The following is a 25,598-nucleotide window of genomic DNA, read 5'->3' as shown; positions in this document are numbered from 1 at the left end:
CATGGTGATGGTGGCTATGGCGCTGTTCGGCGGCGCGCTGCCTGCGCGTGCCGAGGGCTCGTTCTGCCCCGGCCTGATGAAGGCCGTCGGGCCCAAGCTCGCGGGCCATGATGCGATGTTCATCCGCAGTTACGAGCCCGGTGCCGACGAGGAGGGGCTGCCGCTCGGCCTGTCCACGACGGCCTTCGTCTACGACAACGCGCTGGCCGCGATCGCGCTGGTCGCGTGCGACCGCGTCGATCAGGCGCGGGCGATCGGCAATGCGCTGGTGCACGCCGCGTCCCACGATCGCACCTTCGACGACGGCCGGCTCCGCAACGCCTATCGCGCTGGTCCGGTCGGCGCCGGCGCCGCGCTGCTGCCGGGCTGGTGGGACGGCCAGAAGAACATCTGGGGCGAGGATGCCGCGCAGGACGGCACCTCGACCGGCAACGTGGCCTGGGGGGCGCTGGCGCTCCTGACCCTGCATCAGGCGACCGGGGAGGCGACCTATTTGTCTGCCGCACGGCGCCTGATGGACTGGATCATCAGCAACGCGAGCAGTGGCGCCGACGGCTTCAGCGGCGGCTTTCACGGCTACGATCCGCAGCAGATACGGCTGACCTGGATGTCGACCGAGCACAATGCCGACGTCCACGCGGTGGCCAGCTGGCTGTTTCGCATCACCTCGGAGCCGCGCTATCAGGACGCCGCGCAAAAGGCCCGCCGTCTGCTCGACCGCAGCTTCCGCGGCGATCACTTCCTGCTCGGCACCAAGCCGGATGGCAGTCTCGCCGACGACAATCTGCTCGCGCTCGACGTGCAGCTGTGGCCGTGGATGGCGGTGGCGGATGCGCCGGCGTGGCGCAAGGCGCTGACCTTTGCCGGGACGCACCTCGCGGTCGATGGCGGCTTCGACTTCAACGGCGATCGCGACGGCGTCTGGGTCGAGGGCACCGCACAGGCGGCGCTCGCCTATCGGATGGTCGGTGATCCCGCCGACGGCCAGCGGCTGCTCGCCGGCATGCGGGCCGACCGCACCGCCTCGGGGCTCTTGAATGCGACGCGCAGCGCACGTTTGACCACCGGCCTGTCGATCGATCCGAGCGGGCAGACCACCATTCCGGACTTCTTCTACTACAAGCGTCCGCATCTCGGCGCCACCGCCTGGGCCGTCCTCGCCGAGGCCGGCTGGAATCCCTTCACCGGCGCGAGGGTGCCATGATGTTCCCGACCGCAAGCAACGATGCGTCGGTGCTGTCGACCGATCTCGGCGTCCTGCTCGGGCTTCTGGTGATGGCGCGGCTGCTCGATCCGTCGCGGACGCGTGACCGCGTGCTGTTCGGAGCGACCGCCGCGTCCTTCCTCCTGATCTACACGCTGTGGCGCTGGCACGACACGCTGCCGCCGTTCGATCTGAGCTTGCAGGCGTTGTGGCCGCGGCTGTTCATCACGCTCGAGATCATCGCAATCTCCTACACGCTGATGTCGATCCTGATCCTGACCCGCAGCGTCGACCGCTCGGCGCAGGCTGACGAGGCGCATCGCAGGCTGGGCGGAAACCATCCCGCCGTCGATGTCTTCATCTGCACCTATGACGAGCCGATGGAGATCGTCGAGCGCTCGATCCTGGCGGCGCTCGCGCTCGACTACCCCGACAAGACCGTGTGGGTGCTCGACGACACAAGGCGCGACCGGCTTCGAGCCTTCTGCGATGAGGTCGGCGCGCGCCATCTGACGCGGCCCGACAACAAGGGCGCCAAGGCCGGCAATCTCAACAACGCGCTGGCCGCGACCGCGCAGCAGTCCAACGCGCAGGTGATCCTGGTGCTCGACGCGGATTTCGCGCCGCGCCGCGACTTCCTGCAGCGCACCGTGGGGCTGTTGCTGTCGGAGCCCGACATTGCGGTCGTGCAGACGCCGCAGTTCTACTACAATCCCGATCCGATCCAGCACAATCTGCTGGCGTCCGGCAGCTGGGTCGATGATCAGCGCTTCTTCTTCGACGTGTTTCAGCCGGCCAAGGACGCCTGGGGCTGCGCGTTCTGCGTCGGCACCTCCTTCGTGGTGCGCCGCGAGCGGCTCATGGAGATCGGCGGTTTCCCGCATGCGGCGATCTCCGAGGATCTCAATCTCACCTACACGCTGCTGAAGCGCGGCCATCGCACCGTCTGGCTCAACGAGCCGCTCAGCTTCGGGCTCTCGGCCGAAGGCGTGCCGGAATACATAACCCAGCGCGCCCGCTGGTGCCTCGGCACGATCCAGGTCGCGCTGCTGCGCGATGGTCCGATGCGCAGCCGCGGCTACAGCTTTACGCAGCGCTGGCAGTTCCTCCACGGCGTGCTCAACTGGGCCTGCAAGCCGTTCATGGTGCTCTTGCTGATTGCGCCGCCGATCTACTGGTTCGCCGGCTTGCCGGCGTTCGAGGCCGACTATCTGTCGTTCCTGCGCTACGGCGTCCCGGCGCTGCTCGGCACCATCATCTACATGGGCTGGATCTCGCGCTCGCGCACCTTGCCGCTGTTCATGGAGGCGACGCATGCGGTGACGTGTTTCGCGGTCACGGCGACCTTGCTGAGCGCCGCCGTGAGGCCGTTCGGCCGCCCATTCAAGGTGACCGACAAGGGGGGCGACCGCTCGCAGCCGCGCGTGCATGGCAAGCTCGCCGCGATCTTCGGCCTGATCGCGGCGAGCTCGGCCGCCGCCATCGTCTGGGCTTTCGTGTCGCCGAACGCCGCGAGCGAGATCTCGTCGATAGACTATTTCAACCTGCTGTGGGCCGGGATCGCGATGCTGATCGCCTTCATCGCATTTCTCGTGTGCTTCGAGCTGCCGCGCGGCGAGGACCTGTTTCCGAGCGATGAGGCGGGGTGGCTAGCGCAAGAGGGTGAGGTGGTGCCGTGTTCGATCGAGGCGCTGTCGCTGTCGTCGGCTCGGATTGCCAAACCGCGCGATCGCAGCCCGGTGAAGCCGGGGGCCATGCTGACGCTCCATCTCGACGGCCTCGGATGGGTCGACGCATCCGTTGTCGACGTGTTCAGGAAGACCGTTCACCTCCGTCTGCAGCCCGACGAATCGCAGCGCCGCAAACTGGTGGTGAGATTGTTCAACTCCTCCTGCGGTGTCATCACCGGCCGCGCCCGCCTGCGCGGCGCGCTGGCAGGCCTCGCCCGCCGCGGCTTCGTCGGGCGGTGATGTCACCGGGCTCCGGCGTGTAGCGCCCGGAATGACAGCAGCAGACGGATCCCGCGCTCTCTTCCGCGCTGCTTCAAAATGGCTGTGCCATTTTGCGCGCGGATGCCCCGGAATGACAGCGGAGAGATTGGGCGCGCTGTATTGACCGCCACGGTGGCACTAATCCAGTCCGGTGGACTGCCGCTCTGGATCGCGTCGCTGTGCTCGCGATGACGACGACCGGTAACTACCCCAGCCGCTGATCGCGCGCATCCTGCGTGGTCTCGCTCGCCGATTTGGTGGCGGCCTTCTCGACGCCCTTCTCGGCGCCCTTGCGGCTGGCGATCGCGGCGACCTTGCGGCCGGAGATTTCGCTGCCGGCATCGTCCGGCATCTGCCAGAAGAAGATCGACGAGAGTGCCGCGGTGATGGCGACGACGATGAAGGCCGGCGCGAAGGACGAGGCGCTGATCTGGCTCGCGCCGTGCATCCACATCGTGGTCTCCACCGAGAAGGCGCCGACCGCGACGCCGGCTGAGATCGCAAGCTGCTGGTTGACGCTGGTCAGCGTCGTGGCGCGGCTCATCTGCGCGGTCTCGACCTCGGCATAGGCGACGGTGTTGATCGCGGTGAACTGCAGCGAGCGGAAGAAGCCGCCGACGACCAGGATGATCAGGATCAGCAGCAATGGCGTTGCCGGCGTGAACAGCGCGCAGGCGGCGAGGAAGACCGAGCTGACGACGGCGTTCACGGTCATCAGATGGCGGAAGCCGAAGGTGCGGATGAGGCGTGCGGCCAGCGCCTTCATGCCCATCGCGCCGGCCGAGGAGCCGAAGGTGACGAGGCCGGACTGGAACGGCGACAGGCCGAAGCCGATCTGCATCAGCAGCGGCAGCAGAAACGGCAGCGCGCCGATGCCGAGGCGAAACATGAAGCCGCCGACGATCGAGGCGCGCAGGGTCGGCAGCCGCAGCAGCGAGAAATCCAGCACTGGTGAATTGGTGCGCCAGGAGTGCCGGACATAGAGCGTCATCGAGATCGCGCCGATCGCGACCAGACTGCCGACCACCGACCATGGCAGCAGATTGAGGCCGGCGACGGAGAGGCCGAAGGCGAGGCCCGCGAGGCCGATGCCGGCGAGCACCATGCCATAGAGATCGAACGGCTCGGGATTGTCGCTCTTGATCGGATCGATGAAGCGCAGCGCCATGATGATGCCGACGATGCCGATCGGGATGTTGATCAGGAAGATCCAGTGCCAGGAGAAATAGGTGGTGATGAAGCCGCCGACCGGCGGCCCGATCACCGGGCCGATCAAAGCAGGGATGGTGACCCAGGCCATGGCCCCGACCAGCGCGCTTTTGTCGACCGAGCGCAGCAGGACGAGACGGCCGACCGGGGTCATCATCGCCCCGCCCATGCCCTGCAGGATGCGCGCGAATACGAAGTTCTCGACCGAGTTGGCCAGTGCGCAGCCGATCGAGCCGATCATGAACACGGCGACCGCGCTCGAGAACACCCGTCGCGCGCCGAAGCGGTCGGCGGTCCAGCCGCTCGCCGGGATGAACACCGCCAGCGACAGCAGATACGAGGTGATGGCGAGCTTCAGCGTCAGCGGACTGGTGCCGATATCCCGGGCGATCGCCGGCAGCGAAGTCGCGATCACCGTGGAATCCATGTTCTCCATGAACAGGGCGGTGGCGACGATCAGCGGAATGATGCGTTGCTTGTTCATCTGCGGCGGGGAATCGGGAGGAGGGCGGGGGCGAGCGCTGCGGCTTTATCACCCTGCGACGGGGGAGGCCATTGCGCCGGTCGCATGGCCGCCTAAATGCAGCGCGACGCTGTCGCGTCCCACGTGTTGGAGATGGCCGATGATCTACCTGCTTGCCGCTCTGGTGCCGCCGCTGGGCCTGCTGTTCAACGGCCAGCCGTTCGCGGCCATCTTCAACCTGCTGCTGTGCGTGATCTGTCTGATCCTTGGCCTGTTCTTCCACGTTTTGCTGCTGGTGCCCTCGGCCCACGCCCTGATCGCCGTTCACATGCGGCGGGAGGACCGGCGGCACCGCGAAGTGGTCGAGGCGATCAGGCGCTACGGCCCGCCGCCGGGCGCCTGGCGCTGACAGCGGAACTTCCGCCCCGAAATCGGGGCATTCGCGACCTTTTATTGCGCGTTTCGGGCCTGATCAGAGCCGGTCTCGGCCGCCCTTCGCAATCGCGGGAGGGCGGCGCATCGGCCCTTTGATTCGTCACGGGCCCATGCTATCGACCCGCGTCAACCCCACCGATGGGCTCCGATTCGACGGCGAGGCATGGTCTCGCTGGCGTCGCCGCTCATCCGTAATCGCATCGCGGCCGTGACCGGCCGCAGACAAGGAGTTGACGATGGCGACCGTCCAGGGACTTCGCGAAGCCTTCACCTTCGACGACGTGCTCTTGAAGCCGGGCCTGTCCGATGTGCTGCCCTCCGAGGTCGACATCCGCTCGCGCGTGACGCGCGAGATCCCGCTCAACATTCCGATCATGGCGTCCGCCATGGATACCGTCACCGAGGCGCGCATGGCGATCGCGATGGCGCAGGCCGGCGGTGTCGGCGTCATCCACCGCAATTTCGATCCCGAGGGCCAGGCGGCCCAGGTGCGCCAGGTCAAGAAGTTCGAATCCGGCATGGTGGTGAACCCGCTGACGATCTCGCCGGAGGCGACGCTCGCGGATGCGATGGCGCTGATGAAGGATTACGGCTTCTCCGGCATTCCGGTGGTGACCGGCGGCGGCAAGGGCATTCCCGGCAAGCTGGTCGGCATCCTCACCAACCGCGACGTGCGCTTCGCCACCGATCCGCGCCAGAAGATCTCCGAGCTGATGACGCATGAGAACCTCGTGACGGTGCGCGAGGGCGTCGGCCAGGACGAGGCCAAGAAGATCCTGCACAAGCACCGCATCGAGAAGCTGCTGGTTGTCGACGAGCACTACCGCTGCGTCGGCCTGATCACGGTCAAGGACATGGAGAAGGCGGTCGCGCATCCGCTGGCCTGCAAGGACGGCCAGGGCCGGCTCCGCGTCGCCGCCGCGACCACGGTGGGCGAGGGCGGCTTCGAGCGCACCGAGAAGCTGATCGAGGCCGGCGTCGATCTCGTCGTGGTCGACACTGCGCACGGTCATTCCTCGCGCGTGCTCGAGGCGGTCAACCGCATCAAGCGCATCTCCAACGCGGTGCAGGTGATCGCCGGCAACATCGCCACCCGCGACGGCGCGCAGGCGCTGATCGATGCCGGCGCTGACGCGGTCAAGGTCGGCATCGGCCCGGGCTCGATCTGCACCACCCGCATCGTCGCCGGCGTCGGCGTGCCGCAGCTCACCGCGATCATGGATGCGGTGGAAGCCGCCAAGAAGGCCGACGTGCCCGTGATCGCCGACGGCGGCATCAAGTTCTCCGGCGACCTCGCCAAGGCGCTCGCCGCCGGCGCCGACGTCGCCATGGTCGGCTCGCTGCTGGCGGGCACCGACGAGACCCCCGGCGAAGTTTTCCTGTGGCAGGGCCGCTCCTACAAGGCCTATCGCGGCATGGGCTCGGTCGGCGCGATGGCGCGCGGCTCGGCCGACCGCTACTTCCAGCAGGACATCAAGGACACCTTGAAGCTGGTGCCGGAAGGCATCGAGGGCCAGGTGCCGTACAAGGGCCCGGTCGGCAACGTCATGCACCAGCTCGCCGGCGGTCTCCGTGCGGCCATGGGCTATGTCGGCGCCAAGGACCTCGCCGAATTCCACGGCAAGGCCGAGTTCGTCCGCATCACCGGCGCGGGCCTGCGCGAAAGCCACGTCCACGACGTGACCATCACGCGCGAGAGCCCGAACTATCCGGGCGGGGCGTAAGCCGACTCTCGCTCGCAATGGCGAGTGTAGCCCGGATGAGCGAAGCGACATCCGGGTTCTAGCAAGCAGTGCGTGTGACCCCGGATGTCGCTTCGCTCATCCGGGCTACGGGACCGTCTCCGTCATTGCGAGGAGCGAAGCGACGAAGCAATCCGGGGCTTGCACACGCGGCTCTGGATTGCTTCGCTTCGCTCGCAATGACGGCGTCCTTTGGGGCCGGCACCGAGCGTCACATCAACAAGAATGAGGAAACACCATGTCCCAAGCCAAGCGCATCGTGCTCGCGTCCCGTCCCGTCGGCGAGCCCAAGCCGTCCGACTTCCGCCTTGAGGAGCACGCCATCCCGACCCCCGGCGCCGGCGAGGTGCTGTTGCGCACGATCTGGCTGTCGCTCGATCCCTATATGCGCGGGCGGATGAGCGACGGGCCGTCCTACGCTCAGCCGGTCCCGGTCGGCGGCGTGATGGAAGCGGGGACCGTGTGCGAGGTCGTCGCGTCCAACAATCCCGGCTTCAAGCCCGGTGACATCGTGCTGGCGCGCGCCGGCTGGCAGACGCATGCGATCTCCGACGGCAAGGGCCTCGCCAAGGTCGACCCGAGCCTCGCGCCGATCTCGACCGCCGTCGGCGTGCTCGGCATGCCCGGCATGACCGCGTACACCGGCCTGCTCGACATCGGCCAGCCCAAGGCAGGCGAGACGGTCGTGGTCGCCGCCGCCTCCGGCGCGGTCGGCTCGGCCGTGGGGCAGATCGCCAGGATCAAGGGCGCCCGCGCCATCGGCATCGCCGGCGGCAAGGACAAATGCGACTACGTGAAGTCCGAGTTCGGCTTCGACGACTGCCTCGACCATCGCGATCCCGATCTGGCCGCCAAGCTGAAGGAAGCCTGTCCGAAAGGCATCGACGTCTATTTCGAGAATGTCGGCGGCGCCGTGTTCGAGGCGGTGTTCCCGCTGTTCAACAATTTCGCCCGCATGCCCGTCTGCGGCCGGATCGCCCATTACAACGACACCCAGGCCGTTGCACCGAAATGGGCAGGCAGCCTGATGCAGCACGTGCTGACCAAGCGGCTCACGATCCGTGGCTTCATCGTCTCTGACTTCGCCGACCGCCGTGACGCCTTCCTGAAGGACATGTCGGCCTGGGTGCGCGACGGCAAGGTCAAGTACAAGGAGTTCGTCACCGACGGCCTCGAGAACGCGCCCACGGCGTTCATGGGCCTGCTCAAGGGCGCGAATTTCGGCAAGCAGCTGGTGCGGGTCGGGCCGGACAAGGCCTGAGCCACTCCTGATGTGAAAGTTCGGCGTAGCCGGGAAAATGAAGGGAACCACGGGGCTTGTCGGGAGTCCCTTGGGAACCGGTTCAATCATCAGGGCCCGGCACCACGCCGGGCCTTCGACATTCCCAGGGGGATTTTCGATGTCGCTGACCATGGTGCTGCTGCCCGTCTTCGTCGAGGTCGGGCTCACCTTCGCGCTGCTGTTCTGGAACAAGGCTCGGGCGCAAGCCTCGGACGCTGCGGACGAATTCGGCCTGCCGACCCTGTTCTACGCCCTGATCGCCATTGCGCTGCCGCTGAGGCACGCCGATCTGGTCATCGTGCTGCTGTCCTGGGTGTTCGTCGTCACCCGCTTCGTCAATGCCGGCCTCGTCAGCGGCGCCAAGGACAGCCGCGGGCTGGCCTGGACCGCCTCGGCGCTGGTGCTGCTGGCGATGTGGCTGTATTTCGCCCTCAAGATATTGCTTCTGCTCTAACCCCTGGATTCGTAATGACCCCCGCCGCCCGGCTGTCCGCCGCCATCGACATCATCGAGTCCATCGAGGCCCAGAGGGCGCCGGCGGCCAAGGCCCTCAAGGACTGGGGCACCAGCCACCGCTTCGCCGGCTCCGGTGACCGCGCAGCCATCGCCGGCCTGGTCTGGGACGTGCTCCGCCGCCGCGCCTCCAGCGCCTATCTCATGGAGGATGACACGGCGCGTGCGCGCGTGCTCGGCATGCTCAAGCTCGAGCGCGGCCTCGATGTCGCGACCATCGCGGCGATGTGCGACGGCAGCCGTTTCGCGCCGCCGCCGCTGACGGCGCAGGAGGAGAGGGCGCTGGCGTCGCGCACCACCGCAGGCGCGCCGCCGCCGGTCGCCGGCGACTATCCCGACTGGCTCGACCCCTATCTCACGGCGGTGTTCGGCGATGACCGCGTCACTGAAGCCATGGCGATGGCCAGCCGCGCACCGCTCGACCTGCGCGTCAACACGCTCAAGGCCAAGCGCGAAAAAGTAGAGGCCTCGCTCAAGCATCTCGGCGCCGTGCCGACGCCGTGGTCGCCGATCGGCCTGCGCATCCAGCTCGGCGCCGACGCCCGCAATCCCGGCGTTCATGCCGAGGAGGATTTCATCAAGGGCGCGATCGAGGTCCAGGACGAGGGCTCGCAGCTCGCGGCTTTGTTCACCGCGGCCAAGCCTGGCGAGCAGGTGATCGACCTCTGTGCCGGCGCCGGCGGCAAGACGCTCGCTCTGGCTGCGATGATGGGCGGCAAGGGCCGGCTGATCGCCACCGACAGCGACAAGCGCCAGCTGGCGCCCATCCACGAGCGGCTGTCGCGCGCCGGCGTCCACAACGCCGACGTGCGCACGCCGAAAGGCGACGCCGACCCGCTCGCCGACATCAAGGCCTCCGCCGACCTCGTCGTCATCGACGCCCCCTGCACGGGCACCGGCACCTGGCGCCGCAACCCCGACGCCAAATGGCGTATGCGCCCCGGCGCGCTCGAGATCCGCCTCAAGGACCAGGCCGAAGTGCTTGAGCGCGCAGCCGCATTGGTCAAGCCCGGCGGCCGCATCGCCTACATCACCTGCTCGGTGCTCCAGCCGGAGAACGGCGGCCAGGTCCGCAGCTTCGTCGCCCGCCACCCGGAGTTCACCATCCAGCCCCCCGACCAGACCGCGACCGTCCTCTGGGACAAGGCCGAGGCCTTCGCCGAGGCCGCCCTGAAGTCGGACGAAGGCTGGCTGATGACCCCCCGCCGCACCGGCACGGACGGCTTCTTCGTGTCGGTGCTGAAGAAGGCGTAATCCCTCTCCGCCGTCAAAGCTCTTTCCGTCGTCATTGCGAGCGCAGCGAAGCAATCCAGAGTCCCACCCGCAGCCCTGGATTGCTTCGCTGCGTTCGCAATGACGGAGGATGGAGCCGGGGCCGCCCCACGGCCACCGGCGATGACGGGGCAGGCGGCCGCGGACACCCTCCGCTGTCGTCCTCCGCGAAGGCGGGGGACCCAGTATTCCACCGCCGGTCGTGGCCGACCGAGACGCCGCGGCGTAATGGATACCCCGCTTTCGCGGGGTTTGACGGCGTCGCCACAATCACGCTGTCATTCCGGGACGCGCCCCTTGGCGCGGGCCCGGAATCCATACTTCCCGGTCTTGGTTATGGATTCCGGGCTCGCGCTCCGCGCGCCCCGGAATGACGGGGAGGAAAGGGCGTCGGCCCCGTCGAAGGGTTGCGGGACTCGTGCTCTCGGCGTAATTCCTTGCCATGACAGCCCCAGCCAACACCCAGACCAGCGCCGCCGCCGACACCTCCGTGGCCGCGCTCCACGACAAGATCCTGATCGTCGATTTCGGCAGCCAGGTCACGCAGCTGATCGCGCGCCGGGTGCGCGAGGACGGCGTGTATTGCGAGATCGTGCCGTTCCAGAAGGCGGAGGCCGCCTTCCGCGAGATGAGGCCTAAGGCCGTGATCCTGTCCGGCGGCCCCGAATCCGTCCATGAGGCCGGCTCCCCGCGCGCCCCGCAGCTGATCTTCGACTCTGGCGTCCCCGTGATGGGCATCTGCTACGGCCAGATGACGATGGCCGCCCAGCTCGGCGGCACCGTCGAGGGCGGACACCACCGCGAGTTCGGCCGCGCCGACGTCGAGGTGAAGACCAATAGCCGCCTGTTCGAGGGCGTCTGGCAGACAGGCGAGCAGCACCAGGTGTGGATGAGCCATGGCGACCGCATCACCCAGATGCCGCCGGGCTTCTCGGTCGCCGGCGTCTCGCCGAACGCGCCCTTCGCCGTGATCCAGGACGAGGCGCGCAAATATTACGGCCTGATGTTCCACCCCGAGGTGGTGCACACGCCGGATGGCGCCAAGCTGATCCGCAACTTCGTCCGCAACATCGCCGGCCTCGGCGGCGACTGGACCATGCACGCCTTCCGCGCCGAGGAGATCAAGAAGATCCGCGCCCAGGTCGGCAAAGGCAAGGTGATCTGCGGCCTCTCCGGCGGCGTCGATTCCGCCGTCGCAGCCGTCTTGATCCACGAGGCGATCGGCGACCAGCTCACCTGCGTGTTCGTCGATCACGGCCTGCTCCGGCTCAACGAGGCCGAGACCGTCGTCGATCTCTTCAGGCACCACTACAACATCCCGCTGGTGCACGTGGACGCGTCAAAACTCTTCCTCGGCGAGCTCGCCGGTGTCACCGACCCGGAAGCGAAGCGCAAGACCATCGGACGACTCTTCATCGACGTGTTCGAGGCCGAAGCCAAGAAGATCGGCGGCGCCGATTTCCTGGCGCAGGGCACGCTCTATCCCGACGTGATCGAGAGCGTCTCCTTCACCGGCGGCCCCTCGGTGACGATCAAGTCGCACCACAATGTCGGCGGCCTGCCTGATCGCATGAACATGAAGCTGGTCGAACCCTTGCGCGAGCTGTTCAAGGACGAGGTCCGCGTGCTCGGCCGCGAGCTGGGCCTGCCCGACGTGTTCGTCGGCCGCCACCCGTTCCCGGGCCCGGGCCTCGCCATCCGCTGCCCCGGCGAGATCACCGTCGACAAGCTCGACATCCTGCGCAAGGCCGACGCCATCTACATCGACGAGATCCGGAAAGCGGGCCTCTACGACACCATCTGGCAGGCCTTCGCCGTGCTGCTCCCCGTCAAGACCGTCGGCGTCATGGGCGACGGCCGCACCTACGACTACGTCGTCGGCCTGCGCGCCGTCACCTCGACGGACGGCATGACGGCGGACTTCTATCCGTTCGACATGAAGTTCTTAGGGAACACGGCGACGCGCATCATCAACGAGGTGAAGGGCGTGAATAGGGTGGTGTACGACGTGACGAGCAAGCCGCCGGGGACGATTGAGTGGGAGTAGGGGGCTTAAAAGATCAATTCTGTCGCATCGACGCTTAAGAAGTGGATCGAACTGGACTGGAAGATCAAAGGGGTGTTGCGATCTTCCTTTCAAGAATACAATTTCGTGTCTAGTCAGTGTCTCTTTCTGAAAGAGGGACGAATGTCGTTGCTCGATGAAGTCAAGGCAGCCAGAAAAAAAGTCGTTACTGACGGCTATGAAATGTCGCTCGGCGAACTAATAAATCTGTACAAGGATAACGAACTGAAAATTGATCCCGTCTTCCAGCGGCTGTTTCGCTGGGACGATGAACGTAAAACTCGTTTTATCGAATCTTTGTTGCTCGGAATCCCTTTTCCTCCGATTTTCGTTTTTCAGAACGAGGGTGGTATTTGGGAGCTAATCGATGGCCTTCAGCGCCTGTCTACTCTGTTCCAGCTTACCGGCGATCTCAAGGGTGAGCGCGCACAAGAACTCGGGCCTCTGGTTCTAAATGGAACTCAGTTTCTGCCCAGTTTGGACGGAAAGCGCTGGGCCGACTCCAGCGATGGAGCTGAAGATGGCATTGGTCAGTCTTTGCAGATTGAAATCAAGCGCGCGCGAGTTCGCGTGGAGATACTAAAGAGCGAAAGTGATCTCGCGGCAAAATTTGAGCTATTTCAAAGATTGAACACCGGCGGTGCAGGGCTGACCGAGCAGGAGGTGAGAAATAGTATTGCGGTCTCGATCAATCCAGATTTCTACCACTGGCTAATTGCCCTGTCAGAGTATGAGCCCTTCAGAAGAACAACCGCGCAGACGGATTCGGCAATAGAGGCGCAGGCCGGCGTGGAGCTCGTTTTGCGGTTTCTCTCTTTTCGTTCTGTTCCTTATCGCGCCGGTCTAGATGTTCACGAATACCTAGATCGGGCCTTGATCGAAATGGCGACGAACCGAAATTTTGATAAGGCGGGCGAAGATGCAATATTTGTCAAGACTTTTCGGTATCTAGATGAAGCTCTTAGCGATCAGGCCTTCAAGCGCTGGAACGGCCATGCGTTCGCAGGGAAATTCCTCATGTCCGTATTTGAGGTGCTCGCCACAGGCGTTTCTCATAACGTAGCTGCACTTGAGGCTATGGAAGCGGATGACCGAAGTGGGTTTATCGTGCGGGTTGCTCGAGGTATTTGGAACAACAACGCATTTACAACCAGTTCTGGCGCGGGAGTTAGAGGGACTACTCGTCTCTCGAAATTGCTTCCCATCGCTGCTCAGCTGCTGAATCCTAATCAGTAGCGAGACCAAAGAAGATGGCGAAGATACGTACGTTGTCTCAGCTTCAAGAAGCGCTCGACGCTGAGATGAGTTGGCGCATTAAGGAAATATCTGACTTCAAGTTGGCAACGAAGGGTCAAGCTGCGAGCTCAAAAACTTTCATCCGCGCGGGGGTCGCGCTGATCTACGCGCACTGGGAGGGGTTTATAAAGGCGTCGTCTGAGATCTACCTGAACTTCGTAGACAATCAGGGGCACATTTATCGGGACCTCAAGACTTGTTTTGCGGTGTTCGGTTTGAAGGGGCGTCTTGGCTTGCTAAGCAGTGGCCGAAAGGCGAGGTCCAATATTGAGGCTCTTGACTTTGTTCTAGCCGAAATGGACAAGCCGGCAAAGATGAGTATGTCGAGCGCCATCGATACGGAGTCGAACCTTTCGTCCAAAGTCTTCGTTAATATTGCTGAATCGTTGGATATTTCCACAGAGCCTTATGCAACGAAGTTCAAGCTGATCGATGAAAGTCTGGTAAGTAGGCGCAACAAGGTAGCTCATGGTGAATACTTGGATCTCCCCCAAGCAGATTTTATTGTTTTGGCGGACGAAGTGTTGCAGATGATGAGAAGCTATAAGACCGATATCGAGAATGCGGCGACTCTCGAGAGTTACAAGCGTTTAGGCGTGGGTGACGTACGAAACGCAGTTGGGACCGAATAGGTTGGGAGTTCGCGTAGACCATCACTTCATGTGCTGTTCTTTTTTGCCTGTCATAAAGTTGTTCATCAGATCGAGAAGGTGCAGCGTGGCAAAGGTGTGGTTTGCAAAAGGTGGCGATAATCCTACCCTGGGAGAAGCCGTTTACGAGCTTGCTCTTTCGGGCTGCATCATGACTTTGCACGTTGATCCATCATTTTACCGTGGACTGGAGCCCCCACGGTTTGCGTCCAGTGGCATGGATGATTTTGTCGGTTATCGTTACGTGGTGATCGAGGTGGATCAGTGCGAAGCTATCCCTGGATGGAGGGCTGGATACTACGTGCTGCCAATGACTCCTGCTGAGGCGATGGAGCGGCTTAGCCGCTAATCAGCCTCTGGGCGGGTTGCGGTGAAAGTGCAGAAAATTCATCAGGAATTTTGGGGGGTAGTGCATTCGAAGGGTGCCCAGGTTACGGTGACCGTGCACGAAACTGCCTTGGTGAGGTTTGGATTTGGAGCGAGGGTGGGCGCGGTCCGCGTCAGAGCACTCAGGCCTGTGCCTCCTGCCAATGCGGATAAGTGACGTAGGCAGTCAGCGCTCCCTCGTCATGCGACTGGATCGTGACATGCTCGCCTTTCGGCATATGGATGATCTCGCCCGGACCGGCGGTTTCGGTGCTGCCGCCGGTCGAGACCGACAGTCGTCCCTCGATCACGATCATGACGTCGTCTACGGCGAGCGTCTCAACAAGGCGTTGATTGGGCGCATAACGCCCGTAGCCGATCGTGATCGGCGCACCATGGCGTTGGTCGACGACATTGCCCGCGAACACGTCGCCATCCTGTCCGGGCGAGCGTTCGAACGTCGGTCGGAGCAAATTTGCGGACAGTCATGGCGTCACCTGGGTTGTCCGGCGGATGGTTTGAAGCGGTGGCGGTTAACGCGGAAGCGAATGTTTGGTTCGCTGTCGCCGCAATCTCCATGGGATTTGAGACAGCCGGCTTAAACCGCCCGACGGGCAATCCTCGCATGCCCCGCATGCGTCAACCGCCCGTCGCGCCAGTTTGTCGCAAACTAATCACTTGCCTCGTCGGGCAAATCACCTCCACATTCTCGCGCATCCCGGCTCGCTGAAGAGGGACGTTTCGCGATCGTCATGAAGCGTCGAGCCGGAGATGCGACGGGCGCGTTGCTCTGCAGCCGGGTGTCACAGCCCGTGCCGACGAACGGAGCGAGGCGACGGCGAAGTGGCGTGGTCCTGGTCTCCCGACGCTGAGACCAAGCCGGCGGGGATGATGATCCGCTGGCGACGGGGGCAAGACAGCCGGTCCCCGGGGAGAGCGCCTATAAGTCGTCAAACCGTCGCGCAGGGAAGGCCGGATATTGGGCTGTACCTGTGGTTCTGCCGCGTGCTTTTTGTTGCACGCGGACCGCGGGTATCAGCCGATACCCGGTCTTCCCTGCGCCTCTTCTTCCGACGAAGAGGTCGAACGAATGCAAAGCTCGGGCGCAAGGTGCCGCGAGATGGCTCAGTCATGCCTGCTGTTTGAAACGTGGAGAAGCTTGTCGTGACGACATCCCGTGCCGGCGTTGCACAGCGGCGCCGGCCCGTCGATGAAGAAGGCCGTGTCGCGCCGATGGAAATGCCGGAAGGCTCTTGCTGCGATACGCGTCGGTTGGTCGATCTGCGACGATCGTCGAGCCCGGGGCCAACGCCGATGAGCCCAGGTCTCGTTCGCAAAAGGCTGTCGTCACTTTGCAGTCAGGGCTGCGACCGGTTGCCAGGCGGAGTCGCCGGCATTGGCGAGCATGCGCGTGCTGCGTTCCAACATCACGGTCGCGGGGCCGTCGTGTGGACGCTCCAGCAGCACCTGCGCGAAGCCGGCGGCGGCCCCGGCGAAGTCCTTGACCCTGTAGCAGGCCAAGGCGCGTTCGTAGTCGTCGATCCAGGACGGACGTCGCCCGATCGCTGCGCCGGTCACGCGCGCGATCAACTCATACGCTGCGAGTCCCTGTTCGCGGCCATAGACGCCGATGCGGTCCACCTCGCGGGCGATGACCGAGGGGCCGGCGCTCTGCGCGGTCGCCTCTCCCATCAGCACCGTCGTGCCATAGGCCTTGTTGGCGCCCTCCAGTCGGCTTGCGACGTTCACGGCATCGCCGATCACGGTATAGTTCAGCCGGAGCTCGGAGCCGATATTGCCGACCAGCATGCGGCCGGTGTTGATGCCGATCCGGATCCGCAGTCTCTGTCCGAGATCGTCGACGAGATCGGCCTCGTCGATGGCGCGCTGGCAGGCGAGCGCTGCGAGGCAGCAGCGCAATGCGTGGTCGGCCTGGGGCTGTGGCGCGCCCCAGAACGCCATCACGGCGTCACCGATGAATTTGTCGATCGTTCCGCCATGCGCGACGACGACCTCCGAGACCAGATCGAGATAGCGCGACAGCAGCCCGACGACGCCGTCGCCCATTCGCTCCGACAGGCCGGTGAAGCCCGCGACATCGATGAACATCACGGTCAGCTCCTGCAGCGTCCCGCCGGGTTTCGCCTCGACGCCCTGACGCAACAGTCCGCGGACCAGATCGGTCGGAATGAATTTGCGGAATGCCGAGAGGCCCGACGCCATTTCGGCGATGGCCCCCGACAGGCTGCCGATCTCGCGCAGCCGCGACGGATGACGGCGCACCGCTTCCAGCGCGAACGCCTCGACGTGGCGCAATTCGCCGACGACCCGCGCGAGCGGCACCGCGATCATGGAGCGCACCAGGATCGCCGAGGCGAGTGCGGCCAGCGCAGCGCCGGCCACCAGCATGATGATCAACCGGCGCAGGGTTGCCTGTACCGGGCCGAGAAACTCGGCTTCCGGGATCACCGTCACCAGCCGCCAGCCCGGGAATGGCAATGGTGTCACCGTGGTTTCGTAGGCGTCGGCGGCATCGGAGAGGCGGCTGCGCCAGGCCTCGTCCATCTTCTGGGCGATGGCGGTTGCGACCGCCCGTCGCGCGAGCGGCAGCAGTGCCGGCGGCTCACCCTGCGCCGGATTGATCTCGTCGGCCTTCGCGTCGGGCGACGCCACGAGGGCGCCGCTGCCGTCGAAGATGAAGGCGGCCCCGGTGCGGCCGACCTCCAATTGGGCGAGGAAGCGAGACAGCCGCGTATACTCGATGATGATCGCCAGCACGCCCTGCCGTTCCTGGTACACGTCGATCGGCCCGGCGAACGCGATCGCCGCGCGCTCGCCGGTCGGATGCTCGGCCACCCTGAACCAGTCCGGCCCGTCGGCGGCGATCGCAGTCTTGAACCAGGCCTGCTCGGCGACGCGGAAGCCGGTCGGCTCGAACCGTCGGCTGGCGAATTCGATGTCGCCGGGCACGACGTCATATTCGTCGATGCGGCGCTCGCCCGCATGATCGGTCAGCGAGATTTCCATCATCTCCAGCCGGCGATCCCCGAGCTTGTGGGCGGCGAAGAACGAGCCGTCGGGCCAGCCGAACGCCGCCCAGGAAATGGTCGGGTGCGACTGCAACTGCGAGAGAAAGACGAACTCGCGCTTGTCGGCCTCGCGGGTTTCGAGCACGTTCTGCAGGAACAGGGTGCGGATCGCGGTGTGCGCCGCGCGCGCCTGATCGACGATGGATGCGACCTCCTTGCGGACCGCAGCGACGATCTGGTCGTTGATGGTCGACGCCAGCTGGCGGCTGGTCGCGTCGGCCGTCCGCCACCACACCAGGCTGGACGATACCGCCGTCAGCAGGATGGCAGCCAGCACCATCGCCGAGACCACCAGGCGAATGCTGACGGTAACGCCATGGGATGCGGGTCTCGCATGTCGATGTTGCGCGTCTGGAGTCACCGTCTGCTTTCCATGCCCGCCTGTCATGCTTCATCGCCTTACGCCCTGACGGCTCCGCTCGTTACATCAGGTCTTTGCGGGCTAAGGGCGGAGAAAGCCAATGCCCAGGCGCTAACGCCGCCATAGGGACAAGGCATTGGCGCCCGGCCGGCAGCTCCAGACTAATCCGTCCCGGCGCTGCACGAAGTGGGCGCATGTCGATGTCTCACGGATCTGTGATCCGGACCGCTGCTAACGGCGATCCCAATCGATCCGAAGGAGACAGTGCCATTTCGCCGGTCCAGGCGAAGCAAACGAAGAGGAGAAATTCCATGTCTGCCAAGACCACCATCACCTCGCTGGCGCTCGCCGGCGCCGTCTCCACCGCGCTGGCCACGCTCGCCGCCGCCGGCCCCCTCACCAAGGCCGAGGTCGATGCCGCCGTGGCCGCCAAGAAAGAGAAATGCTTCGGCGTCGCCCTGAAGGGCCAGAACGACTGTGCCGCGGGACCGGGCACGACGTGCCAGGGCACCTCCACGACCGACTACCAGGGCAATGCCTGGAAGTTCGTCGCTGGTGGCACCTGCGCCAATATCGAGCTGCCCAACGGCAAGCGCGGATCGCTCAAGCCGATCTGAGCTGGTGAACAACGGGGGGCAGGGGGAGGAGAGCATGACAGATCGGATCTCGCTGCGGGGTTCAACGCGCATGCCCCTTCGCTTCCCGCCGCCGCTCGGCGGTGTGGCGGGCACCTGCTTCAAGCACGAGCATCTTCCCGCGATCCTCGGGGAGCCGCCGCAGCGCGGCTTCTTCGAGGTGCATGCCGAGAACTACATGGGCGCCGGCGGGCCGCCGCATCGCGCGCTGGAGCGTGTCCGCTGCGACCATGCGCTGTCGCTGCACGGCGTCTGCATGTCGATCGGCGGTCATTCCCCGATCGACCGTGACCACCTCGCCCGGTTTCGCGGGCTCGTCGCACGCTACCAGCCCACGCTGGTGTCCGAACATCTGGCGTGGTCCACGCACGCGACCAGCTTCTTCAATGACCTGCTGCCACTCCCGTATACGGCGGCAACGCTGGCGCGGGTCTGCGATCATGTCGACCAGGTCCAGGAGGCGCTCCGGCGGCCCATCCTGCTGGAGAATCCCGCAACCTACGTCACCTTTCGCAACTCCACGATCAGCGAAACTGATTTCCTTCGCAGCATCACGCAGCGGACCGGCTGTAGGCTGCTGCTCGACGTCAACAACGTCTTCGTCTCTGCAACCAATCACGGCTTCGCAGCGCTGGATTATCTGAACGAATTTCCCCTTGCGCGTGTCGGCGAGATCCACCTCGCCGGCCATGCCGAGCAGCACAGCGACGATGGCGATCTGCTGCTGATCGACAGCCATGACGGACCGGTCGCCGATGCGGTCTGGAAACTATTCGAGATCGTGATCGCCCGCTGCGGGCCCGTACCGACGTTGATCGAATGGGACAGCAAGGTCCCGGAGTGGCCGGTCCTGAAGGCCGAGGCGGCCGCAGCTCAGCGCATTCTCGATCGAGCCACCGAGAGCATCCGCCATGCAGCCTGACGGGTCGTCCAACTACGCAGCGGCGTTTTCCGCAGGCCTGCTCGCGCCAAGCGCGGCCGCCCCGGTTGACGTCGCCGGACCTGGCGGCAGATCGGCCGGCCGTCGCTACGACGTGTACCGCAACAACGTCACGGTGAGCCTGATCAATGCGCTGGCCGCGATCTATCCGGCGGTGCAGCGGATCACGGGCGACGACTTCTTTCGCGCGATGGCGCGCAGCCACATGCGGCGGACGCCGCCGACGTCACCGCTGCTGTTCGCGTATGGCCACGATTTTCCGGCCTTTATCGAAACGTATCCTCATGCCGCCGGGCTGCCGTGGCTCGCCGACGTGGCGCGGATCGAGCGTGCGTGGCTGGACGCCTACCATGCCGCCGACGCCGCACCATTGGCGCCCGCAGCGTTGTCGACGATCGCGCCGGACAGGCTCGCCAATGTCGTGTTCACTCCGCATCCCGCCACCCGGCTCGTACGCTCGACCTTCGCCGCGGTCACGATCTTTGCCGCCAATCGGACCACTGAGCCGACAGGACGCATCGATGCCTCAACCGCCGAGGACGCTCTCGTCGTCCGTCCGGACTTCGACGTCGAGGTCCGGCGGCTGCCGCTCGGCGGCGCAATCTTCGTCGCAAGCCTGATCGACGGCCGGCCGCTCGGCGAGGCAGCCGTGAATGCCCTGGACGCCGAGCGGCAGTTCGACCTCGCCACCAACATCGCAGGTCTGATCGAGGCCGGCGCCTTCACCTCAGTCACGTCGGGACATCCATCATGATCACAGAGCAGCGCATTGCAGCCAGTTCGAATGTTCCTCCGCTCGGCGCCCTCGTCGACAAAGCGAGGCACCTCGTTCAGATGATCGCGCCGCTGTCGGTTGCCCAGCTGGCGCTGCGGGTCGCGCTTGCTGTGCCGTTCTGGCGATCCGGCATCCTGAAATGGGACGGCTTCCTGAAGCTGAGCGACACCGCCGTGACCTTGTTCACCGACGAGTTCATGCTGCATCTGCCGGGCGGTCCCTATCATTTCCCGGCTCCGGGCGTCATGGCCTTCATGTCCGGCTGCGGCGAGATCACGTTTCCGGTGCTGCTGGTGCTCGGTTTGGGAACGCGCTTCGCAGCACTCGGCCTGCTGGTCATGACCGCGATCGTCGAGCTCGCCGTGCCCGATGGCTGGCCGCTGCACATCACCTGGGCGGCGATGGCGCTTGCGCTCATGGCACATGGCGGCGGACGGGTCTCGCTCGACTACCTGATTTGTGCTTGGCGAGGCCGGACCTGATCGACGCATGTCCAGGATTCAGGAGCGCATCAAAGCCGCGTCCGAGCGGGCACGGCTCTTCTCCCTGCTTCGCGATGGCTCGCGGAGGCGTTCTCACTCCGCCGCGATCGGCATCTCGTCCATGTGCTCGTGCAGGATCACGCCCGTGAGCGCATCGAATTCGCCGATCCACGGCTTCTGCTGCAGCACCGATCGGGTATGCGCGTAGCCGGCGTCCCAGCGCTGCATGATGCCGGAGGGACTGAAGTCGATGTCCTTGGTATGGGTCTCGTGGTCGAGCTGCGGCGCGAGAAGGCGCACCACATGCATCCTCGTCGAACAGCCGTAGCTGGCGAGCTCGCGGACGGCCGGATCGTTGCGTTCATTCTCCGGCAGACGCGCCGCCAGCTGGTTGATGACATGGCGGAGTCGATGAGCCTGTTGCTGGCGCGCAATCTGGCTCACGATACGGCTGGAGTACTGCACGTCCTTGTGACGGTTCAACACCTCGGCCATCGTCGTCGGCTCGGCTCCCACTGGATTCCAGAGATGGACGGCGAAGATCAGTGAGTTCCTGCGCGGATTATCGTCGAACACGGCTTCGGTCGGTGTGTTCGAGAGAATGCCGCCGTCCCAGTATAGCTCGCCGTCGATGCGGATGGCGGGAAAGGCCGGGGGCAGGGCGCCCGAGGCCATGACATGCTTCACTGTCAGCTCGCCGTCGCGGCTGTCGAAATAGCGCATCTGGCTGGTGCGCACATGCGCGGCACCGACGGTCAGGCGCGGCGCAGAGCGATTGATCAGGTCGAAATCGACCAGGTCGTTCAGTGTCCTTTCCAGCGGGGAGGTCGAATAGAAGCCTGCATTATCGGCCCCGAGCGGATAGGAATAGCCGGCATGGGCGAACGGGTTGGGACGAAAGAAGCCGGGAATGCCGTTGGTGATGGTCGACCAGTAGGCGAGGCGTTCGTTGAATCCCGGAAAGGCGGTGCGCAGGTTCCAGACCGGGTTCTGCTCCATCCGCTTCCAGAACTCCCTCAGCCGCGGCAGCCGCTTCGCGGGCGCATTGCCGGCGATCAGGCTGGCGTTGATGGCGCCGATCGAGGTGCCGATGATCCAGTCCGGCTCGATCCCCGCTTCATGCAGGGCCTGATAGACGCCGGCCTGGTAGGAGCCGAGCGCCCCGCCACCCTGCAGCACCAGCACGATCTGTCTCGGCTCGTCGTTGATCGCCTTCGCAGCGTCCCTGCCTGTCATCTGCAGCTCCCTCACCGTGTTTGTAATACGTCCCGAGGCTTACCTTGACGTGTCAATGCGCGGTCCAGCCGCCGTCGACCGGCAGCGCCGTCCCTGTAATCGACGCCGCTGCCGCGCTCGACAGGAACACGGCCAATGCGCCGATTTCCTCGACGGAAGCGAAGCGCTTGCTGGGCTGCTGGGCTAACAACACGTCGCGGATCACTTGATCGCGCGAGATGCCGTGGGCTTTGGCCTGTCCGTCGATCTGTGCCTCGACCAGCGGCGTGTAGACATAGCCGGGGCAGATCGCGTTGCAGGTGATGCCAGCCTCGGCCGTCTCCAGGGCCGTCACTTTGGTCAGGCCGACGATTCCATGCTTTGCCGCGACATAGGCGGCCTTGAACGGCGAAGCGACCAGCCCGTGAGCCGAGGCGACGTTGATGACCCGGCCGAAGCCGTTCTGGCGCATCGCCGGCAGCGCCAGGCGGGTGGTGTGAAAGGCCGACGACAGGTTGATCGCGAGGATCTGGTCCCACTTCTGCGGCGGGAATTGTTCGAGCGGCGCGACATGCTGGATGCCGGCATTGTTGACGAGGATGTCGAGCCGGCCGGATTGAGTGATGGTCGTGACGATCATCTCGGCGATGGAGTCTGGGCTCGTCATGTCGGCCGGGGAGTAGTTCGCCCTGACGCCGAACCCAGCTGCTATCTGCTCCTGAGTTATCTCGATCTCTTTTGCATCACCGAAGCCGTTCAGCACGATGTCGGCGCCGGCCTCTGCCAGCGCACGCGCGATGCCGAGTCCGATGCCGCTGGTCGAGCCGGTCACCAGCGCCACCTTCCCGGACAGTGGTCTGGCGGTAACCGGCGACGGCATTGGCGCAGTAACGTTCATGACTGATCCCTCGTATGATCTTTGCGAACGGACGCCTGGGGTGCACAATCTCGATTGCAGTCTGCAGGGCCAACCGATCCAATGGAAATGCTGGATGGCTTCCGAAACGATAGGACGGCGCTATTGTCGGCCAGATGTCCTTCGTCACGGCTTTAGGATATTCAACCGCGGGATAAAGGAGCAGGGAGGCGATCCGTGGAGATGCATCAGGTCCGCTATTTCCTCGCCGTTGCGCGGCTGCTCAACTTCACCAGGGCCGCCGAGGAGTGCAATGTCACGCAGCCATCGCTCACGCGCGCCATCAAGCAGCTCGAAGCAGAGCTCGGCGGTGATTTGTTTCGGCGCGAACGCCCCGCGGCCCAACTGACCGAGCTCGGGCAGCGCATGCACCCGCTCCTGCAACAGTGTTATGACGCCGCGCTCGGCGCCCGATCGCTGGCGTCCTCGTTCAAGAGCGGTGAGGTCGGCGCGCTGCGGATCGCGCTCACGCATTCGATCGACCTTGCGCTGCTGATTCCGCACCTCGAGCAGATCAAGCGGCAATTCAACCAGCTGGAGTTCCGCTTCCTGCGCGGCAACAGCCGCGAGGTGGCCGAGTATCTGAAGAAGGGCGAGGCTGAACTCGGCATCGCCGCCGAGATCGACGAGAGCTGGGATCGGCTCGATGTCTGGCCGCTGTTCACCGAGGATTTCGAGCTGGTCGTGCGCAAGGATCATCATCTCGCCGACCGCGACAAGGTCGAGATCGACGATCTGCGGACCGAACAGCTTTTGAGCCGGACCTATTGCGAACACCGCAACCGGATTTCCGACGGTCTGCGAGAGCACGGTCTCGACATCGATCGTAGCCATGAGGTCTGCTCGGAGCGAGACCTGATTGAGCTGGTGCAGGCCGACATCGGGGTTGCAATGATGCCGCACACCTCACCGGTGCCGGAGACGCTGAAGCGCACGATGATCACGGGTCTCGACGCACGACGCACCGTTCATCTCTACGGAGTTGCCGGCCGCCAGCGCACCGCCGTGGCCTCGGCCGTGATGCGGATGCTTCGCGGCGCCGACTGGCGCGCGATCGCGGGATAAGGCGATAAGCTCAGCGCGCGCGCTCCAGCGCATCGACCAGGTCCTCGACGTCCATGCGCCTGCGGAAATCCGGATCGACAAAGCGCGACGAGACCATGCCGTCGCGGCCGACCACGAACACGGCGGGGATCGGGAGCATCCAGCTGGCATTGCCGTGAAATCTCGCCATGTCCTGGTGGGACAGCAATTGCTGGATCTCGGGACCGAGCCAGATCGCGAGGTTCAGCGACAGGGCATAGCCGTTGTCGAGATCGGTCAGGATCGGAAAGTCCGCGTCGCAATCCGCCTTGAACCTGCCGGTGTATTCCTGCGTTTCCGGCATGATGGCCACCAACCGCGCGCCCATGGACTCGATCCGTGGCGCGGCCTGGATCACGGCACGGACGTTGAGCCGGCAATACGGACACCAATGGCCGCGGAAGAACATCACCGCGACCGGGCCCTTCGCCAGCAGGGATGACAGTGCAACGAGACGACCGCGCTCGTCGGGCAGGATGAAGGGGGGCATCGGTTCGCCGGGCCGTGGTGCATTGACGCCGCCGCCGTTCTCGTCGAGCCGCTCGACCAGCCGGTCCACGGCCGCGGCATAGGCAGGAAAGATGTCGCGACCGGCCTCCGCATAGGCGCGGAGCTGTTCGTTCAAGGGGCCATCCATCTCGCGGCAGCGCTGGAACGCGAGCTTGAGCCGTTCGGCGTCGGCGGGGGAGAGAGCGGTCATGGTCGGCTCCGGCAAGGGTTGCAGGATAGGGCTTCTGCGCAGTTCCTGAAAGGGCGCCGCCGCGCAACATGGCGCAGCCGACACCTCACAATGGTCTGCGGCGAGGCGGAAATGCCGATCCCCAATCGGTTCGATAGCCGTCGCCAATCGCGCTGGGATAGCGCGGCGCTATCGCGTTCAGAGCCAGACTGCATTTTCCAATTGTCGGCACCGGGCGCAACATCCTCGGTGAGATCGGTACTGCCGAGATCCGACATAGGCTCGGACACGGATAGCTCCGCGATATCGTCTCGAAAGACACTTGGCATTTCCGGAGGCCGTGGCCCTCGATGACAATGCCATCACTGCTGCTGAATGCACCATCAACAGAGGAGACTCCCGATGTTCCTGCAATGCCGTCTTCCCCGGACTTTGTCGCTCAGCCTGGCCGTCCTCGGCACAGCCATACTAACCGCGCAGCCGTCCTTCGCCGGCGAATGTCCGGCCGATAAGATGAAGCCGGATGCGCGCGCCATGGTCGACTACAAACCGGTCGGCGTCACCGACGTGACGCTGGGTTCGATCGACCTCGAGAAGCAGCCCGCCAACATCAAGGACCGCGAGCTGCGCTTCCGCAAGCTGACCATCGAGCCCGGCGGCATCGTGCCGTGGCACAGCCATGACGACCGGCCGGCACTCATCTTCGTGCAGCAGGGGGAGATCGTCGAATACGCCTCCAATTGCGTCGACCCGATCGTGCACAAGGCCGGCGACATCCGCCCCGAAGTCCACGGCACATCGCACTGGTGGAAGAATCTCGGCAAGGAGACCGTCATCCTCTATGTGGGCGACGTCCGCCGCGATCCACACGATCACAACATGTAACGACCCGATTGTATCGAGCGCCTCTCGTCAGGCGACTGCTTTGCCCGATG

General features: G+C 64.8%; 23 protein-coding genes. 17 read left to right on the top strand and 6 right to left on the bottom strand.

The window, feature by feature from the left end; genetic code table 11:
- Nucleotide 1: 1 nt before the first annotated feature.
- Both S58_RS21825 and S58_RS21820 read left to right on the top strand, forming a co-directional pair.
- Complete coding sequence (locus tag S58_RS21825) at nt 2–1,204, top strand: hypothetical protein (protein WP_015667552.1); 1,203 nt, start codon at nt 2–4, stop codon at nt 1,202–1,204.
- Nucleotides 1,204–3,174 carry a glycosyltransferase family 2 protein gene (locus S58_RS21820; RefSeq protein ID WP_015667551.1) on the top strand — a complete coding sequence of 657 codons (1,971 nt, stop codon included), beginning with the start codon at nt 1,204–1,206 and terminating at the stop codon, nt 3,172–3,174. The genes S58_RS21825 and S58_RS21820 overlap by 1 nt, the downstream gene beginning before the upstream one ends.
- A gap of 226 nt (nt 3,175–3,400) precedes the next feature.
- On the opposite strand, the gene S58_RS21815 is transcribed toward S58_RS21820, so the two are convergent.
- Nucleotides 3,401–4,888: a DHA2 family efflux MFS transporter permease subunit gene (locus S58_RS21815; protein ID WP_015667550.1), complete on the bottom strand. Its 1,488-nt coding sequence runs from the start codon at nt 4,886–4,888 to the stop codon at nt 3,401–3,403.
- A 139-nt stretch (nt 4,889–5,027) separates the two neighbouring features.
- Between S58_RS21815 and S58_RS21810 the strand changes: the two genes are divergently transcribed.
- The 9 genes from S58_RS21810 to S58_RS37695 all read left to right on the top strand — a co-directional run bounded on the left by S58_RS21810 (nt 5,028) and on the right by S58_RS37695 (nt 14,471).
- Nucleotides 5,028–5,276, top strand: a complete 249-nt coding sequence (locus S58_RS21810; protein ID WP_015667549.1) for a hypothetical protein — start codon at nt 5,028–5,030, stop codon at nt 5,274–5,276.
- A gap of 262 nt (nt 5,277–5,538) precedes the next feature.
- A complete protein-coding gene (gene guaB / locus S58_RS21805; RefSeq protein WP_015667548.1) occupies nt 5,539–7,026 on the top strand; it encodes an IMP dehydrogenase in 1,488 nt (495 codons plus the stop codon).
- A 256-nt stretch (nt 7,027–7,282) separates the two neighbouring features.
- Entirely contained in the window at nt 7,283–8,305 is a 1,023-nt protein-coding gene (locus S58_RS21800; RefSeq protein WP_015667547.1) for an NADP-dependent oxidoreductase, read from the top strand.
- Nucleotides 8,306–8,444: 139 nt separating this feature from the next.
- Nucleotides 8,445–8,780 carry an MAPEG family protein gene (locus tag S58_RS21795; protein ID WP_015667546.1) on the top strand — a complete coding sequence of 112 codons (336 nt, stop codon included), beginning with the start codon at nt 8,445–8,447 and terminating at the stop codon, nt 8,778–8,780.
- 14 nt (nt 8,781–8,794) lie between these two features.
- Nucleotides 8,795–10,093: an RsmB/NOP family class I SAM-dependent RNA methyltransferase gene (locus S58_RS21790; protein ID WP_015667545.1), complete on the top strand. Its 1,299-nt coding sequence runs from the start codon at nt 8,795–8,797 to the stop codon at nt 10,091–10,093.
- 460 nt (nt 10,094–10,553) lie between these two features.
- Nucleotides 10,554–12,158 (top strand): glutamine-hydrolyzing GMP synthase, encoded by a 1,605-nt coding sequence (gene guaA / locus S58_RS21785; protein WP_015667544.1) that lies wholly within the window; start codon nt 10,554–10,556, stop codon nt 12,156–12,158.
- Between the two features lie 141 nt (nt 12,159–12,299).
- Nucleotides 12,300–13,412: a DUF262 domain-containing protein gene (locus S58_RS21780; RefSeq protein WP_015667543.1), complete on the top strand. Its 1,113-nt coding sequence runs from the start codon at nt 12,300–12,302 to the stop codon at nt 13,410–13,412.
- A gap of 14 nt (nt 13,413–13,426) precedes the next feature.
- Complete coding sequence (locus S58_RS21775; RefSeq protein ID WP_015667542.1) at nt 13,427–14,104, top strand: MAE_28990/MAE_18760 family HEPN-like nuclease; 678 nt, start codon at nt 13,427–13,429, stop codon at nt 14,102–14,104.
- 85 nt (nt 14,105–14,189) lie between these two features.
- Nucleotides 14,190–14,471 (top strand): hypothetical protein, encoded by a 282-nt coding sequence (locus S58_RS37695; protein WP_015667541.1) that lies wholly within the window; start codon nt 14,190–14,192, stop codon nt 14,469–14,471.
- A gap of 160 nt (nt 14,472–14,631) precedes the next feature.
- On the opposite strand, the gene S58_RS21770 is transcribed toward S58_RS37695, so the two are convergent.
- Nucleotides 14,632–14,916 (bottom strand): AraC family ligand binding domain-containing protein, encoded by a 285-nt coding sequence (locus S58_RS21770; protein WP_015667540.1) that lies wholly within the window; start codon nt 14,914–14,916, stop codon nt 14,632–14,634.
- A gap of 919 nt (nt 14,917–15,835) precedes the next feature.
- Nucleotides 15,836–17,857 (bottom strand): adenylate/guanylate cyclase domain-containing protein, encoded by a 2,022-nt coding sequence (locus S58_RS21765; RefSeq protein ID WP_015667539.1) that lies wholly within the window; start codon nt 17,855–17,857, stop codon nt 15,836–15,838.
- 392 nt (nt 17,858–18,249) lie between these two features.
- Here S58_RS21765 and S58_RS21760 point away from each other — a divergent pair, with 392 nt between their 5' ends.
- Genes S58_RS21760 through S58_RS21745 form a run of 4 tightly spaced genes read left to right on the top strand, consistent with a single transcriptional unit; the run spans nt 18,250 to nt 20,770 of the window.
- On the top strand, nt 18,250–18,555 hold the full coding sequence (locus S58_RS21760; RefSeq protein WP_042340080.1) for a BufA1 family periplasmic bufferin-type metallophore: 306 nt from the start codon (nt 18,250–18,252) through the stop codon (nt 18,553–18,555).
- 34 nt (nt 18,556–18,589) lie between these two features.
- Nucleotides 18,590–19,495: an MNIO family bufferin maturase gene (gene bufB, locus S58_RS21755; protein ID WP_015667537.1), complete on the top strand. Its 906-nt coding sequence runs from the start codon at nt 18,590–18,592 to the stop codon at nt 19,493–19,495.
- Nucleotides 19,485–20,267, top strand: a complete 783-nt coding sequence (locus tag S58_RS21750) for an HvfC/BufC N-terminal domain-containing protein (RefSeq protein ID WP_015667536.1) — start codon at nt 19,485–19,487, stop codon at nt 20,265–20,267. Before bufB ends, S58_RS21750 begins: the two co-directional genes overlap by 11 nt.
- The gene (locus tag S58_RS21745) at nt 20,264–20,770 is read left to right on the top strand and encodes a DoxX family protein (RefSeq protein ID WP_015667535.1); all 507 of its coding nucleotides are present in this window, start codon (nt 20,264–20,266) and stop codon (nt 20,768–20,770) included. Before S58_RS21750 ends, S58_RS21745 begins: the two co-directional genes overlap by 4 nt.
- Nucleotides 20,771–20,863: 93 nt before the next feature.
- Here the strand turns inward: S58_RS21745 and S58_RS21740 are convergent, their stop codons facing one another.
- Together S58_RS21740 and S58_RS21735 are read right to left on the bottom strand one after the other, a co-directional pair.
- On the bottom strand, nt 20,864–22,006 hold the full coding sequence (locus S58_RS21740; protein WP_015667534.1) for a patatin-like phospholipase family protein: 1,143 nt from the start codon (nt 22,004–22,006) through the stop codon (nt 20,864–20,866).
- Between the two features lie 52 nt (nt 22,007–22,058).
- On the bottom strand, nt 22,059–22,883 hold the full coding sequence (locus tag S58_RS21735; protein ID WP_015667533.1) for a 3-hydroxybutyrate dehydrogenase: 825 nt from the start codon (nt 22,881–22,883) through the stop codon (nt 22,059–22,061).
- Nucleotides 22,884–23,078: 195 nt separating this feature from the next.
- On the opposite strand from S58_RS21735, the gene S58_RS21730 reads away from it, so the two are divergent.
- A complete protein-coding gene (locus S58_RS21730; RefSeq protein ID WP_015667532.1) occupies nt 23,079–23,966 on the top strand; it encodes a LysR family transcriptional regulator in 888 nt (295 codons plus the stop codon).
- Nucleotides 23,967–23,976: 10 nt separating this feature from the next.
- Here S58_RS21730 and S58_RS21725 read toward each other — a convergent pair whose 3' ends face one another.
- On the bottom strand, nt 23,977–24,684 hold the full coding sequence (locus S58_RS21725; RefSeq protein WP_015667531.1) for a peroxiredoxin-like family protein: 708 nt from the start codon (nt 24,682–24,684) through the stop codon (nt 23,977–23,979).
- 381 nt (nt 24,685–25,065) lie between these two features.
- On the opposite strand from S58_RS21725, the gene S58_RS21720 reads away from it, so the two are divergent.
- Nucleotides 25,066–25,548 (top strand): cupin domain-containing protein, encoded by a 483-nt coding sequence (locus S58_RS21720; protein WP_015667530.1) that lies wholly within the window; start codon nt 25,066–25,068, stop codon nt 25,546–25,548.
- The last annotated feature ends 50 nt before the right edge of the window (nt 25,549–25,598 follow it).

Source organism: Bradyrhizobium oligotrophicum S58 (assembly GCF_000344805.1).
Classification (GTDB): Bacteria; Pseudomonadota; Alphaproteobacteria; order Rhizobiales; family Xanthobacteraceae; genus Bradyrhizobium; species Bradyrhizobium oligotrophicum.
This window is presented reverse-complemented; position numbering and strand designations above follow the sequence as displayed.